The organism is Sulfitobacter sp. THAF37 (assembly GCF_009363555.1).
Taxonomy (GTDB): domain Bacteria; phylum Pseudomonadota; class Alphaproteobacteria; order Rhodobacterales; family Rhodobacteraceae; genus Sulfitobacter.
This window is the reverse complement of record NZ_CP045372.1, coordinates 2,252,830-2,267,691: the sequence shown is the minus strand read 5'-3', so window position 1 is coordinate 2,267,691 and position 14,862 is coordinate 2,252,830. Positions and strand designations below refer to the sequence as shown.

Below are 14,862 nucleotides of genomic sequence, written 5' to 3'. Positions count from 1 at the left end.
GTCACTTCAATCCGTTCAAATATTGGGACAGATCTGTCAGATCCGTTCCGGAAAGGTCATAGCTGGGCATTTTGACCTCGGGCTTCAGATCCTCTGTATGCGCGATCCAGGCTTCGAGGTTTTCCAGCGTCATGCTGGAACGTCCGGCCCCGAGTGTCTTGCGGCTGCCGACATGCGTCAGGTCCGGCCCGACCAGCCCGACCGCCGCTGTGCCGCGGATCGCATGACAGGCACCGCACCCCTCAGCAAGAAACACCTCTTGGCCCCGCTGCGCCGCTTCTTCCTGAGGGGCCGCCGCATCGGCGGCCTCCGCCTCAAGCCAAGCATCGAATTCGCCAGGCTCCATCGCCACTGCGGCGAACGCCATCCAAGCATGCGACGCACCACAGAACTCGGCGCACTGGCCGCGATAGGTGCCCGCCCGTTCGGGTAGCAGGCTGATCATCGTGTCGCGGCCCGGAAACATGTCCATCTTTCCGCCAAGCGCAGGGATCCAAAAGGAGTGGATGACCTTGTCGGATGTCAAATGGATTTCGGTCCGCTGTCCGACGGGTAGGCGGATTTCGTTGGCAGAGACCACCGGCCTATCTGCCCCTTTCGGCCAGTATTCGACCCGCCACCACCATTGTTCACCCGTCACCCTTACGACCAGGCCGTCGCCCGGGCGCCGTGGGTCCGGCAGGATACTCAGTCCCCAAGCCAGCAGGGCGGTGAGGACGACCACGGGCAGGATGATCCCGCCGCCGATCAGGATGTGGCGGGCATGACGCTTGTCGACCGCACCGGGCCGTACGCTGGACATGTAGTAGAAGGCACCGTTGACCAGCAGCCACAGGACGACTGCCCCGCCGAGCATGGTCCAGAAAAGCAAAGATATGGAGGACGCGTCGTAGCCGGCAGGATTGAGAGCAGACTGTTCGCGTCCGCAACCTGCCAGCGCGGTGAAAAGAAAGATAACGAAAAGTGTCCTACCCGTCGGATGACAGCCCGTGTCCCGCCCGTGCCAGCGTGCGCTCATCCCTTCGAAACGAACAAGCGGGCGAAAAGTTCCAAGACCGAGCGATTGTCGGCTTTGCCTGCGGACTAGCCTTGTTTCCAAGCGAACGATACGTGTTCTATCTCGGCCATGCTATGACGGGGCGAAGCAAATCAATCTCGCGGCGACACTCGAACAGCCTGCGACATTCGACATTGGGTCAGGACGTTTGGCGAAACGGGCATTTCAGAAAATTGCGATCATCGGGCTGGGTCCTCGCGGTCTGGGGGCGCTGGAAGCCCTCGCCGACTGCGCGACGGCGCGCGGGGTTCGTGTAGAAGTCGACATCTTCGATATCTATCCCGAGCCGGGCGCGGGCCCCAATTTCGACCCGCGGGAGCCTCGGCACTGTCTGCTGAATACTCCCCTGCGGGAGATTGACCTGCGTCGGCCAGAGGCGCTCGACTTTGCCCCGTTTGCACAATGGCTGGGCCGCCGGATCGGCGAAGATGACTTTCCGCCGCGCGCAGAGTTGGGACAGTATCTTGAACAGCGATTTGCCAAGCTGAAAGACGCTGCGACAACATTGAAGATCCGGCACTACCCCCAACAGGTTGAGAGCCTTCAACGCGACGGCGCTACCTGGCATGTCCGCGCGGGGTCCAGCACTCACGGACCTTACGCAGAAATACTGATGGTCCCGGGCCAGCCGCCGACCCGGCCCGACGATCAACTGGCCGAATGGAAGGCCCATGCAGCCGACCACGGCGGAACGCTCGCCGCTGCCTATCCGGCACGGTTGCTGGAAAAGGCGGCCGACGAGTGGTCCGGTCAGGCAGTCGCGATAAGGGGCTTTGCCCTGTCATCCTTCGACGTCATCCGCGTTCTGACAGTTGGTCAGGGCGGCCGCTTCATCGGCGGGCAGTACGTCGCGTCCGGTCGGGAACCGGCCTGCATCGTGCCCTTTTCGATAGACGGCAAACCGCCCTATCCCAAACCTGCCACCGGTGAAATCGACGTCCGATATGAGCCGACACCAGACGAAACAGGCGTCTTCAGAAAGGCCGTGTCCAAAGCTTCGACAGGCACGGCTGAAGCGGCGCAGGCCCATTTGACAGGAGCGCTCGCTTCGCCCGTATCGCGCATATTGGCGACCTTCGGAACAGAAGACAGCCATTCTGCCGTGTGCGACTGGCTGGGGCGTGAATGGTCAGATCCAGGCTGCCAGGAGGATGCCTCGGCGTTGGAAGTCCTGATGAACGGGGTGGCAATGGCGGAGGGCGTCAGCCCGCCGTCGATTGGCTATGGCGTCGGTCAACTCTGGCGCAAGTGGCAGGATCCGTTGCGGCAGGCCTACAACCCGACGGATACGCCCCCTGCCACGGCCGCGGCGATTGTGGGGTTCGATGAGGGCCTCAAGCGTTACTCCTACGGGCCGCCGGTCAGCGCCTGCCGAGAACTGATGGCTCTGATGGACGCCGGTATCGTATCCACCGAATGGGCCCGCGACCCCGATATTTCGCCGATAGACACCGGCTGGCAGCTGAAAGTCCGGGACCGCAGCGTGACCGCGACGGTCATGATCGACGCCGTCCTGCCCCCTCCGGTTCCGCAGCGGGTGGAGTCAGCCCTGATCTGCGGGCTGATCGCGGATGGAAACCTCACGACGCTGGAAGACCTGGGGGCCCACACGGCGTCCGACGGGCGGTTGATTGGCGACGACGGCAAGCCCGTGCAAGGCTTGAGCCTTCTGGGACGTCTCGCCCTTGGCAGCGTAATCGCGGCGGACAGCCTGCACGATTGCTTCGGCGCGTCGTCTGAAAGATGGGCCAGGGGCGTTCTTTCTTGGCTCTACTAACGATACGTGCTGCCCACTCGGGTCACCTTCGCGACTGTCATGGAAACATCTCGACCGGGTCGGGTTGGCCTCCTGACCACAGCGAACGAGGAACACGCAATCAAGACCATCAATCCCACCAACGGCGACGTCATCGACACCTATGATCTCATGTCGGGTCAACAGGTCGAAGCCGCGATCCAGGCCTGCCACGACGCCTTCGATCGACGGCGCCTTGTCTCGCGGGAAGACCGGACAGCGAAGATCAAGGCGATCGGGGAAGCACGTCGTGACAGCAAGGAGGACTTTGCGCAGCTCATGACCCGCGAGATCGGTAGGCTGATCGGCGACAGCCGCAATGAATTCGACCGTTGCGCAGCGATCCGCGATTTCACAGCCGGGCAGGGTTCGAAAGAACTGGCGGAAGAGAAACGCGGCATTCCCGAAGGTCAGGGCGTCATCACTTATGCAGCGATCGGCACGATCCATGGCATTCAGTGCTGGAATTTCCCGTGCTGCCAAGTCATCCGATACGCCGTCGCCAACCTGATGATCGGAAACGACGTCCTGCTCAAACACGGTTCGAGCTGCACGGGAAGCGGTCTGTTCCTGCGCAACCTGATGGGCCGCGCCAATCTGCCGGAGACCCTGTTCACCGCTCTGGTGGTCGCCTACGACCAGTCCGACCGGGTCATCGCCAATGATCAGGTGCGCGGCGCCACCATGACTGGCAGCGAGCGAGCCGGGCGTCGTTGCCCAGCAGGTCGAGGAAAGTGTGGCGAAAGGCGTGAAGGTGCTTGTGCGGCGGCGAAGTGCCAGACGGTCAAGGCACATACTATCCTGCAACCGTTCTTGTCGACGTCGCGCCCGGTCAACCCGCCTGCGAAGACGCGTTGTTCGGCCCCGTGGCCTCGGTGATCCGGGCCAAGGATGACGGGGATGCGACGCGGATCGCCAACGACAGCCGCTATGGCCTTGGTGGCGGTATCTTCTCGACGGACGTGAAACGGGCGAGCGAACGCCGTCACCGACCGGCGATCCGTGCGTCCGCCTCGGCAAGACCTCTTGACCTTCAAAGCTGGCCAGGACCGTCGGAACCGGCGAGCTTGACGTTCATTCGCTTCATGAGTTGGCCCAACACATCCGCGCCCACTGTCCAGACGCCACGCATGCGGACGTCAAAGATATTATGATCACGGCATTCTGCAGCTAACTCAACTCCGACGCGCCGGCCAATCACCGGCACGAGGCAAATGTCAGCGCCTTCGAACAGAAAGCCTGTGACGCGGTATATGGCGGGGTCCCGCCATCCGACGATAACCGGCGAGGGTGGTTGACGGGGAACTGACCCGTGCCCGGCCCGGAACCGCGAATGCCCGTCACCGAAGGTGGCGGGTTTTTTCTTTTTTTTCAAAGCATTTGGCGAACCTGTCGCGAATGTAAACTTGCCGAAAGGTTGGCGCCGAAGTGCGATCCTAGATGTCCGTCACCGGCAAGATGCCACGCCTGAAAGGATTGATCGACATGCCCTCGACAGAATTGAATGCATTGGTCCTTCAGGGCGGCGGCGCGCTTGGTGCCTACCAGGCCGGGGCGTTTTCGGCCCTCGACGAGGCCGGGTTCTCGTTTGACTGGCTGGCCGGGATTTCAATCGGCGCGATCAATGCCGCGCTCATATGCGGGAACCGCCAGGGCAGCCGTATTGCCGCGTTGGAGACGTTCTGGAACAGGATCACGTCGAATCTGGCCATGACCGTCCCGTTTCATGGCGGCACCCTCCGGCGTGCCTTTTCGGAACTGGCAGCTGCCGAAGTGTCCATGGCCGGCGCGCCCGGTTTCTTCGCGCCGCGACTGCCCACGACCTACTGGCCCTTCGCACCGCATCCGAGCCTGAGCTTTTATGACACCACCCCCCTTGCGGCGACATTGAACGAACTGTTCGATTTCGATCTTCTCAACAACGGCGGTCCCAGGCTTTGCGTCGGCGCAACCGACGTCGAAACCGGCAACTTCACCTATTTCGACAGCCGCACCTCCCGTATCGACGCGCGCCATATCATGGCCAGCGGTGCCCTGCCCCCGGGCTTTCCGGCGGTCGAGATCGACGGGCGCTGGTACTGGGACGGGGGCCTCGTGTCGAACACGCCGCTGCAATACGTGATGGAAGAGGCCAAAGGCGAAAAACCGCTCTGCGTTTTTCAGGTCGATCTCTTCAATGCCCGCGACAGGCTGCCTGTGGACATCATCGAAGTCCAGCAGCGCGAGAAGGACATCCGCTACTCCAGCCGGACCCGCCTTACCACCGACCGCTACCGCGATCTGCACGCGCTGCGCAGCGCGGCGGAACGGTTTGCCGCAAAACTGCCCGAAGCCTTACAGGACGATCCCGATCTGGCGGTCCTGCGCGGGGCCGGTCCGTCCTGCCCGATCACTCTGGTCCATCTCATCCACCGCAAGGAAGGGTTCGAGGGCAGCGGCAAGGACTACGAATTCTCGCGCCAGTCGATGGCCGACCACTGGGCCGCGGGCCGCGAGGATGTCGCCCGCACGCTGTCACACCAAACCTGGAAATCACGCTGCGTGGGAACCGACGGTCTTCAGGTCTTTGACCTCGGAACACGCGAAGAACAAGGAGCCTCCCGATGAAAATGTCCGACCTGGTCGCGAATGCCTTTGCGATGCCCGTAACCAGCCCGTCCTATCCGAAGGGGCCCTATCGTTTCGTCAATCGCGAATTCCTGACGATCACCTACTGCACCGACATGGAGGCCCTGCGCCGCGTCGTGCCCGAGCCGCTGGAGATCCCCGAGCCGCTGGTGAAATATGAATTCATCCGCATGCCGGACTCCACGGGGTTTGGCGATTACACCGAAAGCGGCCAGGTGATCCCGGTCACGCTAGACGGCGTCGCGGGCGGCTACGTCCATTCCATGTTCCTGAACGATGATGCGCCGATCGCCGGAGGCCGCGAGATCTGGGGTTTCCCGAAAAAGCTCGCCGATCCGGCGCTGCGGGTCGAAAAGGACACGCTTGTCGGCACGCTCGACGTCGGCTCTGTCCGGGTGGCGACCGGGACGATGGGCTACAAGCACCGCGAATTGGACCACGACACCGTTCTGAAGGGGTTCGCGGCGCCGAACTTCATGCTCAAGATCATTCCGCATGTGGATTGCACCCCGCGCATTTGTGAACTGGTGCGCTACTACACGGTGGACGTGACATTGAAAGGCGCGTGGGAAGGACCGGCGGGCCTGGAATTGCACCAGCACGCGCTGGCCCCGGTGGCCGATCTGCCGGTGCGCGAGGTCCTCGGCGCAGTTCACCTGATGACCGATCTGACACTGGGCCTGGGCGACGTCGTTCACGACTATCTGGCCTGAACCATCACATCAAAACAAGGAGACAGGATCATGAACCTGAAAGACAAAGTCTGCATCATCACCGGCGCCGCCAGCGGCATCGGCCACGGCATCGCCAAACGCTATGTTGCGGACGGGGCCAGGGTCGTCATTGCCGACCTGAAACTGGACACGGCGCAAAAAACCGCGGACGACCTGACCGCGACAGGTCCCGGCGAAGCAATGGCCGTCGAGATGGACGTGACCGACGAGGACCAGGTGAACGCCGGGGTGGCGAAGGTCATCGAGACATGGGGCAGGATCGACGTGCTTGTCTCCAATGCGGGCGTGCAGATCGTCCACCCGATCGAGGATTTCCCCTTGGGCGAATGGAAGAAACTGCTGTCGATCCACCTGGACGGTGCCTTTTTGACCTCTAAGGCGGTGATGCCGCATATGCAGAAGGCCGGATCGGGGGCGATCATCTTCATGGGCTCTGTGCATTCGAAGGAAGCCAGCGCGCTGAAATCGGCCTATGTAACCGCCAAGCACGGGCTGTTGGGCCTCGCCCGCGTCATCTCCAAGGAAGGGGCGAAGCACGGCATCCGCGCCAACGTGATCTGCCCCGGTTTCGTCAAGACGCCGCTGGTCGAGAAGCAGATTCCCGAGCAGGCGCGCGATTTGGGCATCTCCGAAGAGGAGGTCGTCAACAAGGTGATGCTGGGCGAGACCGTCGATCAGGAGTTCACCACCATCGAGGACGTGGCCGAAGTGGCGCATTTCTTTGCCGCCTTCCCCACCAACGCGCTGACCGGCCAATCGCTGGTCGTCAGCCACGGCTGGTACATGAACTGATCCTTTCGGGACAAGGAAACCTGACATGACGGACGACACCCTCCACGAGCGTCTCGAAACGCTCGGCACCAAGATCCATGCGGCGGAAGCAAGGCTTCGCGAAGAGGCGCATCTGCACCACGACTCTATGCACCTGACCGCGAAGGAGCTGAGGGACCGCTACAACCGACTGCAGGCGCGCCTGAACGGCGACATCGCGGACGCCGAAGCCCACGGCCAGCGCATCAGCAACCTTGAACGCTCCGTGCGGCAGTGGATCGACAGTTTCGACACCACCCATACCGCATCCTACTGAAATTCGAACAAGGACTGAAAAGGAGAATATCATGTCCGAACTGATCGTCATCGGGTACGAAACACCCGAAAAAGCGGAAGAGGCCCGCACGGACCTCATGAACATGGCCCGCGAATATCTGGTCGACGTGGCCGACGCGGTCGTCGCCGTCGCGGACATGGACGGCAACGTCAAACTGAACCAGATGGTCAACATGTGGACCGCCGGGGCAGCGGGGGGCGCCTTCTGGGGCCTGCTGGTCGGGATGATCTTCTTCAACCCGCTGCTTGGCGTGGCAGTCGGTGCCGGAGCGGGTGCGCTGTCGGGCGCGCTGACAGACTACGGGATCAATGACGACTTCATGAAGCAGGTGGGCGAGGTCCTGAAACCGGGTCAGGCCGCGCTGTTCATGATGGTCCGTGCCAATGCGTCGGACAGGGTCATCGAGCGGCTGGGCGAACATGGCGGTCGGGTGCTGCGCACCAATCTTGACCGGGACGCCGAGAACCACCTGCGGCGCGCCTTTGACGACGCGCACAAGGCAGAGGTCGGTGCGAAGGCGCCGGAACAGGCATGACCACTGTTGTGCTTGTCCAGCCGCTGCTGGCACTGATTGCCGGGGTGCTGATCCTGATCGTCCCGAGGGTTCTCAACTACGTCATCGCCGGCTACCTGATCCTCTTTGGGTTGGCCGGACTGTTCCCCCATCTCTTCGGCGCCTGAGCGCCCGACTCACCCGGTCGCGGACCCCAGCAACGGGGCCCGCCCGTTTTCGACAGGTCCCGCGATGAAACACCTCAAGTCGATCTTCCTGCTTGTCGCCGTTGCCGCCGTCGCTGGCGGATTATGGATGTGGTGGCAGCACGAACGTATCCATCCCTCTACGGACGACGCCTATCTCAAGGCCAATGTGCTGACCATCGCACCCCAGGTCGGCGGCGAGATCAAAACGGTCGCCGTGTCCGAAAACCAGTATGTGAACGCGGGCGACCTGTTGTTCCAGATCGTCACTGACGACCTGGAGGCGCGGGTGATGGCGGCACAGGCCAGTTACGACGCCGCCGTCCAGCAAAGCAGCGCCGCGATCACCGATCTTTCCGCAGTATCGGCGCAGGTCGACAGCGCCCGCGCGGTCCTGACCGATGCACAGGACGCTTACGACCGGACAGGAAAGCTCTTCAAGCTGGGCGACGTGGCGCAGGCTGCGATGGATCAGGCGACCGCCACGCGGGATCAGGCAAAAGCCGCGCTCGACAACGCGCAATCCGCGCTGGCGGCGGCACAGGAACGGGCCGGCGATCCCGGCAAGGACAATGCCGCCGTGCGGGCCGCGGATGCCGAACTGACCCTCGCAAAAATCAACCTTGCGCGGGCGCAGGTGACGGCGCCCGTTGCTGGCTGGGTCGCCAACCTCGACCTGCGCCCCGGCAGGCTGGTGGCCCCGAACGCACCGCTGTTCTCTCTGGTCGAAGACGGCCATTGGTGGATCGACGCGAATTTCAAGGAAACCGATCTGACCCGCCTGCGCCCAGATCAGCCGGTGAAGATCGACATCGACATGTACCCCGGACTGACTCTTGACGGCAAGGTTCAAAGCCTCGGCGCGGGCTCCGGCGCGGTGTTCTCGCTGCTGCCGCCACAGAACGCGAGCGGCAACTGGGTCAAGGTCACACAGCGTTTTCCTGTCCGCATCAGCCTGGATGGCCGCCCGGACGATCCGGCGATGCAACTGCGCGTCGGAGCAAGCACCAGCGTGACCGTGGACACCTCGGGGCTGGATGACGGAAAATGACCCCGGCCTTGACGACACCCGATTCCCCGGTCGGCACCGCCCCGGCGGTGCGCTGGACCATCGTGCTGGCCGTGGTGCTGACCGCGGTGCTCGAAGTGCTCGACAGTACCATCGTCAACGTGGCACTGCCGCAGATCCAGGCGGCCTTTGGCATCACCAACGATCAGACCGTCTGGATCCTGACCAGCTATATCGTCGCCTCCGTCGTGGTCATGCCGCTGACGGGGTTCTTCGTCCGCCGGATCGGGCGGCGGCGGCTGATCATCTCGGCCATTGTCGGTTTCGCCACCTTCTCGGCGCTCTGCGGGCTGTCATGGAGCGTCGAGATCATGGTCGCCTGCCGCTTGGGGCAAGGCATCTTCGGCGCTTTCCTGATCCCGCTGTCGCAATCCATCCTGTTCGACAGCTTCCCGAGAGAGAAACGCGGTCAGGCCATGGCCTTTTTCGGCCTCGGTGTGGTTGTTGCCCCGGTGCTGGGGCCGACCATCGGCGCGCTTCTGACCGAGTATTTCTCCTGGCGGGCGGTCTTCTACGTCAACCTTCCCATCGCCGCCTTCGCGCTGACCATGATGTCGGGCGAGCTGAGGTCGGAGGACACCAAGCGGATCGAAGTCGACTGGTTGGGTCTGGCACTGATGGTCGGCGCCATCGCGTCGCTTCAACTCATGCTGGACCTGGGAGAAACCCACGACTGGTTTGCGTCCAAGCTTATCCAGGTCGCCGCGATCACGATGATCGGCTGCGCGGTGAGCTTCATTGTCCGCGGTCGGCGCAAATCTGACAACATCATCGACTTCTCGCTGTTTCGCGACCGCAGCTTTGCCGGGGCGAACGTCGCCATCCTGGGTTTCGGCGTGGCCATGTTCGGGTCCATCGCGATCCTGCCGCTATTCGTGCAAGGGCTTCTGGGCTATCCGGTTCTGGACGCCGGGATGCTGTTCATCCCGCGCGGGATCGCGGCGGGGTTCTCGATGGTGCTGACCGGGTCGGTGCTGGTCACGCGGTTCGATCCGCGCAAGTTGCTGGTGATGGGGCTGATCCTGACGGGTGCGGGCAACATCCTGCTGGGCCTGCTGAACCTTGATGCCGGCTTCTGGAACCTGGCCTGGCCCGGCGTGGTGTCGGGCCTCGGGATGGGGCTGTTCTTTGTGCCGATGTCCACCCTCGCTTTCCAGAACATCGGCTCGGACCGGCAGGACGAAGCTTCGGGCATTTACGGCGTGACCCGCTCGCTCGGCTCGTCCGTGGGGATCGCGCTGGTGGGCTGGCAGGTCGCCAGCCGGATGCAGTTTCACTACGCCACGCTGGCCTCGGGCATCACGCCCTTCGACGCCGCCGCCCGCAGCTATCTTGCGCCGCTGAACCTCGACCCGGGCTCGGCCGAGGGGGCCGCACGGATCGCCGGACTGGTCCAGCAGCAAGCCAGCCTGTTGGCGTTTCAGGACGCCTTCTGGCTGACCGGGGTTGCGGCCTTTGCGATGTTGCCGGTGGTTCTGATCCTGCAAAGGCCCAGGGCGGCCGCCGCCCCGGTGGCGGCACATTGAGCTACATTCGCGTTGCGAGGTTGCCCATGATCCAGATCGTCCCGAACGCCATGATACCCAGAAGCAGGATGGTGAACAGGATCAGTTGCAGGTCTTCACGCTTCTGGCTGGACAGGTCGATATGCAGGAAGAACCGCAAGTGGACCACGATCTGGGCCACGGCGAGCACGGCAATGGTCGCCGCCAGTGCCCTGCCCTGCATCAGTTCCCAATAAACCAGCCCGAAGGGCACCAGCGTTAGGGTCAGCGCGAGACCGAAACCGGCGAGGTAAAAGCGCATTTCGCGGCGATAATCGGGATCGCTCATGGCATCAGCCCTCCGAGATAGACGATGGAGAAGATCGCGACCCAGATGAGGTCGAGGAAATGCCAGAAGAGGCCAAGCCGCAAAATGCGCGTCTTGACCGCCGGGATCATACCTAGCACCGCCATTTGCGCCAGCATCACGCCGATCCACAGACAGCCCGACGCGACATGCACCCCGTGTAGCGGCACCAGCCCCCAGAATGCGGACCAGAAACCGCTGCGCTGGGGCACCGCGCCCACGTCGATCATATGGGCAAAGTCGCGCAGTTCCAACGTGAGGAACCCTATGCCCAGCAAGAGCGAAACGGCCAACCAGCGCGCAATCGCCGCCCGCCCGTGATTGCACCGCATCGCCAGGGTGGCGAACCCGAAGGTCAGGCTGCTGGTGAGCAGGATCATGGTCTGGACAAAGACGCTGCGCAGGTCGAAGGCTTCGGCAGGTCCGGGGCCGCCCGCCATGCCCATCTGGTTTGCAACCGTGAGATAGGAGGCGAAGACCAGACCGAAGATCACCAGATCGCTCATCAGGAAGACCCAGAAGCCGAAGACGATGGCTTCGGCCCCGTAGTGCGCCTCGCCGTGATGATCGCCGAGGTTGGGTCCGGGGTGCAAGTTCGACGTCGTCATTCCGCGGCCTCCGGTGTGGTGGGTCGTTCCAGCATTGCGCGGCCTCGGTTTCTCTCGCGGGTTTCGTCACGCCGGCTCACGGCTGGCGCGGCCTGAACCCTGGCGAGCCACGCGCGATGCGCGGCGGCAATTTCGGCCGCGGGGATGACATGTGTGGTGACGACCCGGAAGGTGCGCCCGATCAGCGCGACGAGCATCACGGCAAAGGACAGGACAGCCAGCCACCAAATCCAGAACACCAGCGCCAGTCCCATCAGGGTCGCGCAGACGCAGACGATCATCCCGATTGCGGTGTTGTCGGGCATCTCGATGTCTTCGTATGCGTCGGGTTCAGCGAAGGTGCGGCCGTCCGCCTTGGCCATGGCGAAGTCATCGCGCGCCGCGACCTGCGGCAGCACGGCGAAATTGTAGGCCGGCGGCGGCGACGGGATCGACCATTCCAGCGCACGGCCATTCCACGGATCGCCCAGCGGTACGGCCAGATGGTCGCGGTTCCGGATACTGACCCACAGCTGCACCGCCAGACAGGTCAGCGCCGCGAGGATCAGCGCCGCGCCGAACAGCGCCAGCCACATGACCGGCTGAAATGCCGGATCGCTGAAGGTGGCCGACCGGCGCGGCATGCCCTGCAGGCCCAGCCAGTAAAGCGGCAGAAAGGTAAAGGAGAACCCCGCAATCCATAGACACGCCGCCGCCCTTCCCCAGCGTTCATCCAGGCGGAAACCGAATGCCTTGGGGAACCAGAAATGATAGCCCGCCAGCAGCCCGAAAAGCACGCCGGGAATGATCACGTTGTGGAAATGCGCCACCAGAAACAGCGTGTTGTGAACCTGATAGCTGATCACCGGGTTGGCCAGCATCACCCCGGTCAGGCCGCCGATTACGAACAGGTAGAAGAACCCGATCGCATAAATCATCGGCACCGTCATACGCACCCGCCCGCGAAAGAGCGTGGCCAGCCAATTGTAGGTCTTTACGCCCGTAGGCACGGCGATGGCCATCGACGCGATGCCGAAGGCGGCATTGATATTGGCGCTTTGCCCCATGGTGAAGAAATGGTGCAGCCAGACGCAGAAGCTGAGCACGGCGATCGACATGGTGGCATAGACCATCGACATGTAGCCATAGATCCGTTTGCCTGAAAATGTCGGGATAACCTCGGAAAAGATGCCGTAGCAGGGGATGACCAGCAGGTAGACCTCCGGATGGCCGAACAGCCAGAATAGATTGACGTAGTTCATCATGTTGCCGCCAAGGTCGTTCGTGAAGAAATGGAAGTCGAGGTACCGGTCGGCGGCCAGCATCAGTGCGGCCACGGTCAATGGCGGCAGGGCGAAAACCATGATGATAGAGGTGCAGATCACGGTCCAGCAGAAGATCGGCATGCGCAGGAACTGCATCCCCGGCGCCCGCTCCTTGTAGATCGTGACGGCAAAGTTGATCCCCGACAGCGTTGTCCCGATCCCCGCCAGCACGATGGACCAGATCCAATAGTCCGGCCCAGGGCCGGGTTGGAAATCAGCGCCCGTGTAGGGCGGGTAGTTGGCCCAGCCCCCGGTCGAGAACTGGCCCAGCACAAGGCTGATCATCACCAGCGCCGCGCCTGTCGCCGTCAACCCGAGGCTGATCTGGTTCATCACCGGAAAGGCCATGTCCCGCGCGCCGATCTGCAATGGCATGACATAGTTGATCACCCCGGCGATGAAGGGCATCGCCACAAAGAAGATCATGATCGTGCCATGGGTGCTGAAGAGCTGGGAAAAGTGCTCCGGCGTCAGGAATCCGCCATGCAGGCCGAATGCCTGCTGGCTGCGCATCAGCACACCCTCGATGACGCCGCGGGCCAGCATGATCAACGCAAGCGCGCAATACATGATCCCGATGCGCTTGTGATCCACGCTGGTCAGCCAATTGCGCCACAGCGGCCCCCACAGCCGGAACCAGGTCAACAGAGCCAGCACCCCGAACCCGCCCAGTATGACTGCCATCGCAGCCCCTGCCGCGATCAGCTCGCTGGGCGTCGGGGTCTGGATGGCATGCCAGAGGGACAAGGACGACAGGTCCAGGCGGCCAAATAGGGTGTCGGTCATTGGGTCTGCTTCCCGAGGGTGGTCTGCGGATCGTAACCGACCGCGCCGGGTTGGGCGGAGGGCGGCACAGCCGTCCCGTGCATGTAGCGGTGCAGGATGGTCTCAAAGAGGTCGCCCTCGACGGATGAGAAATGAACGACGCCCTCGGGCAGTCCCTCTGCCCCCAGCCGCCGCTGCGCCTCTGCACCGGAGGAAGCTTCGGCAAGCTCGGCATAGCTGGCCTGCGTCAGCGGCTGGCCGCCCGACCTGACCCGTGCCGCCCAGGCGTCGAAATCGGTCGGGGCCATTGCGATGGCACGGAACTTCTGATCCGCAAAGCCGTCGCCGTTGAACTGCGTATTCTCTCCCTCAAAGCTGCCGGGGTCGTCGGCGAGGATATGCAGCCTGGTGCGCATCCCCGGCATTGTATAGATCTGCCCCGCCAGGGCCGAGATCAGGAAGGACTGCATCACCGTGTCGGTCGTCAGGTCCAATGCGACCGAGGTTTCCTCGGGGAAGGCCAGTTCATTGACCGTGGCGATGCCGAGATCGGGATAGATGAACAGAAACTTCCAATCAAGCCCGACAACGTCGACCCGCAGGGGCGGATTGCCGGATGCGATGGGCTTGTAGGGGTCAAGCGCGTGGGTCGTGCGGTAGAGTTGTACCGACAGGATCGTCACGATGACCAGCGGCACCCCCCACATCAGCGTTTCGAGCAGCGGCGACCTTTCCCAGTCCGGCGTGTAGCGCGCGGAACCGTTGCCATAGCGGTAGCGGCGCAAGAGGATGGGCACGAGCAGAAAAACCGGCACGATCGCGATCAGGGTCCACCCCAGGATCTGGATCAATTCGGCGCGCTGCGCCTCTGCGATCGGCCCGCCGGGCACAAGGAAGGTATCCCGCGTCTGACTGCACGCCGCGAGGACCAGACAGCCAGCCAAGGGCAAGGCCCTGGAAATTTGCCGAAAAGTCATCAAATTCTGCCCCGCAGCCGTCCATCGGAAGGTTTTCGGGGCCAGCCTTCGACGATACATTTCGCGGTCCGCCCCGATGGGTTCAGGTGCTGAACGACTTCGGAGCTTTTGGCAAGTGTGAGAGACCGCAAAAAGGCCAAGCCGACGCGCCCTCTCGGGATCAGCGCGATGACCCGCACGGCCTCCGAAAACGGGTCAGGGGCGACGGGAGATTTCACCGCAATCGCCAAAGAACAGGCAGGTGGACCAAAGGGGAACCGGACACGC

The 14,862-nt window shown here is 62.9% G+C and carries 16 protein-coding genes; 11 read left to right on the top strand and 5 right to left on the bottom strand.

Going from position 1 to position 14,862, the window contains the following annotated elements; genetic code table 11:
* Position 1: 1 nt before the first annotated feature.
* Complete coding sequence (locus FIU94_RS11085; protein WP_254702518.1) at positions 2–856, bottom strand: c-type cytochrome; 855 nt, start codon at positions 854–856, stop codon at positions 2–4.
* A gap of 349 nt (positions 857–1,205) precedes the next feature.
* Here FIU94_RS11085 and FIU94_RS11080 point away from each other — a divergent pair, with 349 nt between their 5' ends.
* From FIU94_RS11080 to FIU94_RS11035, 11 genes are all read left to right on the top strand, one after another.
* Complete coding sequence (locus tag FIU94_RS11080; protein ID WP_172975892.1) at positions 1,206–2,834, top strand: FAD/NAD(P)-binding protein; 1,629 nt, start codon at positions 1,206–1,208, stop codon at positions 2,832–2,834.
* 39 nt (positions 2,835–2,873) lie between these two features.
* Positions 2,874–3,731 carry an aldehyde dehydrogenase family protein gene (locus tag FIU94_RS11075; protein ID WP_216643249.1) on the top strand — a complete coding sequence of 286 codons (858 nt, stop codon included), beginning with the start codon at positions 2,874–2,876 and terminating at the stop codon, positions 3,729–3,731.
* Positions 3,626–4,006 carry an aldehyde dehydrogenase family protein gene (locus FIU94_RS21175; protein WP_216643248.1) on the top strand — a complete coding sequence of 127 codons (381 nt, stop codon included), beginning with the start codon at positions 3,626–3,628 and terminating at the stop codon, positions 4,004–4,006. The genes FIU94_RS11075 and FIU94_RS21175 overlap by 106 nt, the downstream gene beginning before the upstream one ends.
* A gap of 331 nt (positions 4,007–4,337) precedes the next feature.
* Positions 4,338–5,459, top strand: coding sequence for a patatin-like phospholipase family protein (locus tag FIU94_RS11070; RefSeq protein ID WP_152465855.1), 1,122 nt, complete (start codon positions 4,338–4,340; stop codon positions 5,457–5,459).
* Positions 5,456–6,193 (top strand): acetoacetate decarboxylase, encoded by a 738-nt coding sequence (locus tag FIU94_RS11065; RefSeq protein WP_152465854.1) that lies wholly within the window; start codon positions 5,456–5,458, stop codon positions 6,191–6,193. Before FIU94_RS11070 ends, FIU94_RS11065 begins: the two co-directional genes overlap by 4 nt.
* Before the next feature lie 30 nt (positions 6,194–6,223).
* Entirely contained in the window at positions 6,224–7,006 is a 783-nt protein-coding gene (locus FIU94_RS11060; RefSeq protein ID WP_152465853.1) for a 3-hydroxybutyrate dehydrogenase, read from the top strand.
* 25 nt (positions 7,007–7,031) lie between these two features.
* Positions 7,032–7,301, top strand: coding sequence for a 3-ketoacyl-ACP reductase (locus FIU94_RS11055; RefSeq protein ID WP_152465852.1), 270 nt, complete (start codon positions 7,032–7,034; stop codon positions 7,299–7,301).
* Between the two features lie 31 nt (positions 7,302–7,332).
* Positions 7,333–7,857: a DUF1269 domain-containing protein gene (locus FIU94_RS11050; protein WP_152465851.1), complete on the top strand. Its 525-nt coding sequence runs from the start codon at positions 7,333–7,335 to the stop codon at positions 7,855–7,857.
* The gene (locus FIU94_RS11045; RefSeq protein ID WP_152465850.1) at positions 7,854–8,003 is read left to right on the top strand and encodes a DUF3096 domain-containing protein; all 150 of its coding nucleotides are present in this window, start codon (positions 7,854–7,856) and stop codon (positions 8,001–8,003) included. The genes FIU94_RS11050 and FIU94_RS11045 overlap by 4 nt, the downstream gene beginning before the upstream one ends.
* 64 nt (positions 8,004–8,067) lie before the next feature.
* Entirely contained in the window at positions 8,068–9,072 is a 1,005-nt protein-coding gene (locus tag FIU94_RS11040) for an HlyD family secretion protein (protein WP_152465849.1), read from the top strand.
* 8 nt (positions 9,073–9,080) lie between these two features.
* Positions 9,081–10,616, top strand: a complete 1,536-nt coding sequence (locus FIU94_RS11035; RefSeq protein WP_254702517.1) for a DHA2 family efflux MFS transporter permease subunit — start codon at positions 9,081–9,083, stop codon at positions 10,614–10,616.
* A 1-nt stretch (position 10,617) separates the two neighbouring features.
* Here FIU94_RS11035 and cyoD read toward each other — a convergent pair whose 3' ends face one another.
* Genes cyoD through FIU94_RS11015 form a run of 4 tightly spaced genes read right to left on the bottom strand, consistent with a single transcriptional unit; the run spans position 10,618 to position 14,562 of the window.
* Positions 10,618–10,923 carry a cytochrome o ubiquinol oxidase subunit IV gene (gene cyoD / locus FIU94_RS11030; RefSeq protein ID WP_152465847.1) on the bottom strand — a complete coding sequence of 102 codons (306 nt, stop codon included), beginning with the start codon at positions 10,921–10,923 and terminating at the stop codon, positions 10,618–10,620.
* Positions 10,920–11,549, bottom strand: a complete 630-nt coding sequence (locus FIU94_RS11025; protein ID WP_152465846.1) for a cytochrome c oxidase subunit 3 — start codon at positions 11,547–11,549, stop codon at positions 10,920–10,922. Before FIU94_RS11025 ends, cyoD begins: the two co-directional genes overlap by 4 nt.
* Positions 11,546–13,639, bottom strand: a complete 2,094-nt coding sequence (locus FIU94_RS11020) for a cbb3-type cytochrome c oxidase subunit I (RefSeq protein WP_152465845.1) — start codon at positions 13,637–13,639, stop codon at positions 11,546–11,548. Before FIU94_RS11020 ends, FIU94_RS11025 begins: the two co-directional genes overlap by 4 nt.
* Positions 13,636–14,562 (bottom strand): cytochrome ubiquinol oxidase subunit II, encoded by a 927-nt coding sequence (locus FIU94_RS11015; protein WP_254702516.1) that lies wholly within the window; start codon positions 14,560–14,562, stop codon positions 13,636–13,638. The genes FIU94_RS11020 and FIU94_RS11015 overlap by 4 nt, the downstream gene beginning before the upstream one ends.
* Positions 14,563–14,862 lie beyond the last annotated feature (300 nt).

Excerpts from the sequence above, each read along its gene's own strand:
- FIU94_RS11045 (WP_152465850.1), top strand. The coding sequence starts at position 7,854 with ATGACCACTGTTGTGCTTGTCCAGCCGCTGCTGGCACTGATTGCCGGG.
- FIU94_RS11025 (WP_152465846.1), bottom strand. The coding sequence starts at position 11,549 with ATGACGACGTCGAACTTGCACCCCGGACCCAACCTCGGCGATCATCAC.
- FIU94_RS11040 (WP_152465849.1), top strand. The coding sequence starts at position 8,068 with ATGAAACACCTCAAGTCGATCTTCCTGCTTGTCGCCGTTGCCGCCGTC.
- FIU94_RS11085 (WP_254702518.1), bottom strand. The coding sequence starts at position 856 with ATGCTCGGCGGGGCAGTCGTCCTGTGGCTGCTGGTCAACGGTGCCTTC.
- FIU94_RS11020 (WP_152465845.1), bottom strand. The coding sequence starts at position 13,639 with ATGACCGACACCCTATTTGGCCGCCTGGACCTGTCGTCCTTGTCCCTC.
- FIU94_RS11060 (WP_152465853.1), top strand. The coding sequence starts at position 6,224 with ATGAACCTGAAAGACAAAGTCTGCATCATCACCGGCGCCGCCAGCGGC.
- FIU94_RS11050 (WP_152465851.1), top strand. The coding sequence starts at position 7,333 with ATGTCCGAACTGATCGTCATCGGGTACGAAACACCCGAAAAAGCGGAA.
- FIU94_RS11055 (WP_152465852.1), top strand. The coding sequence starts at position 7,032 with ATGACGGACGACACCCTCCACGAGCGTCTCGAAACGCTCGGCACCAAG.
- FIU94_RS11075 (WP_216643249.1), top strand. The coding sequence starts at position 2,874 with ATGGAAACATCTCGACCGGGTCGGGTTGGCCTCCTGACCACAGCGAAC.
- FIU94_RS11065 (WP_152465854.1), top strand. The coding sequence starts at position 5,456 with ATGAAAATGTCCGACCTGGTCGCGAATGCCTTTGCGATGCCCGTAACC.
- cyoD (WP_152465847.1), bottom strand. The coding sequence starts at position 10,923 with ATGAGCGATCCCGATTATCGCCGCGAAATGCGCTTTTACCTCGCCGGT.
- FIU94_RS11070 (WP_152465855.1), top strand. The coding sequence starts at position 4,338 with ATGCCCTCGACAGAATTGAATGCATTGGTCCTTCAGGGCGGCGGCGCG.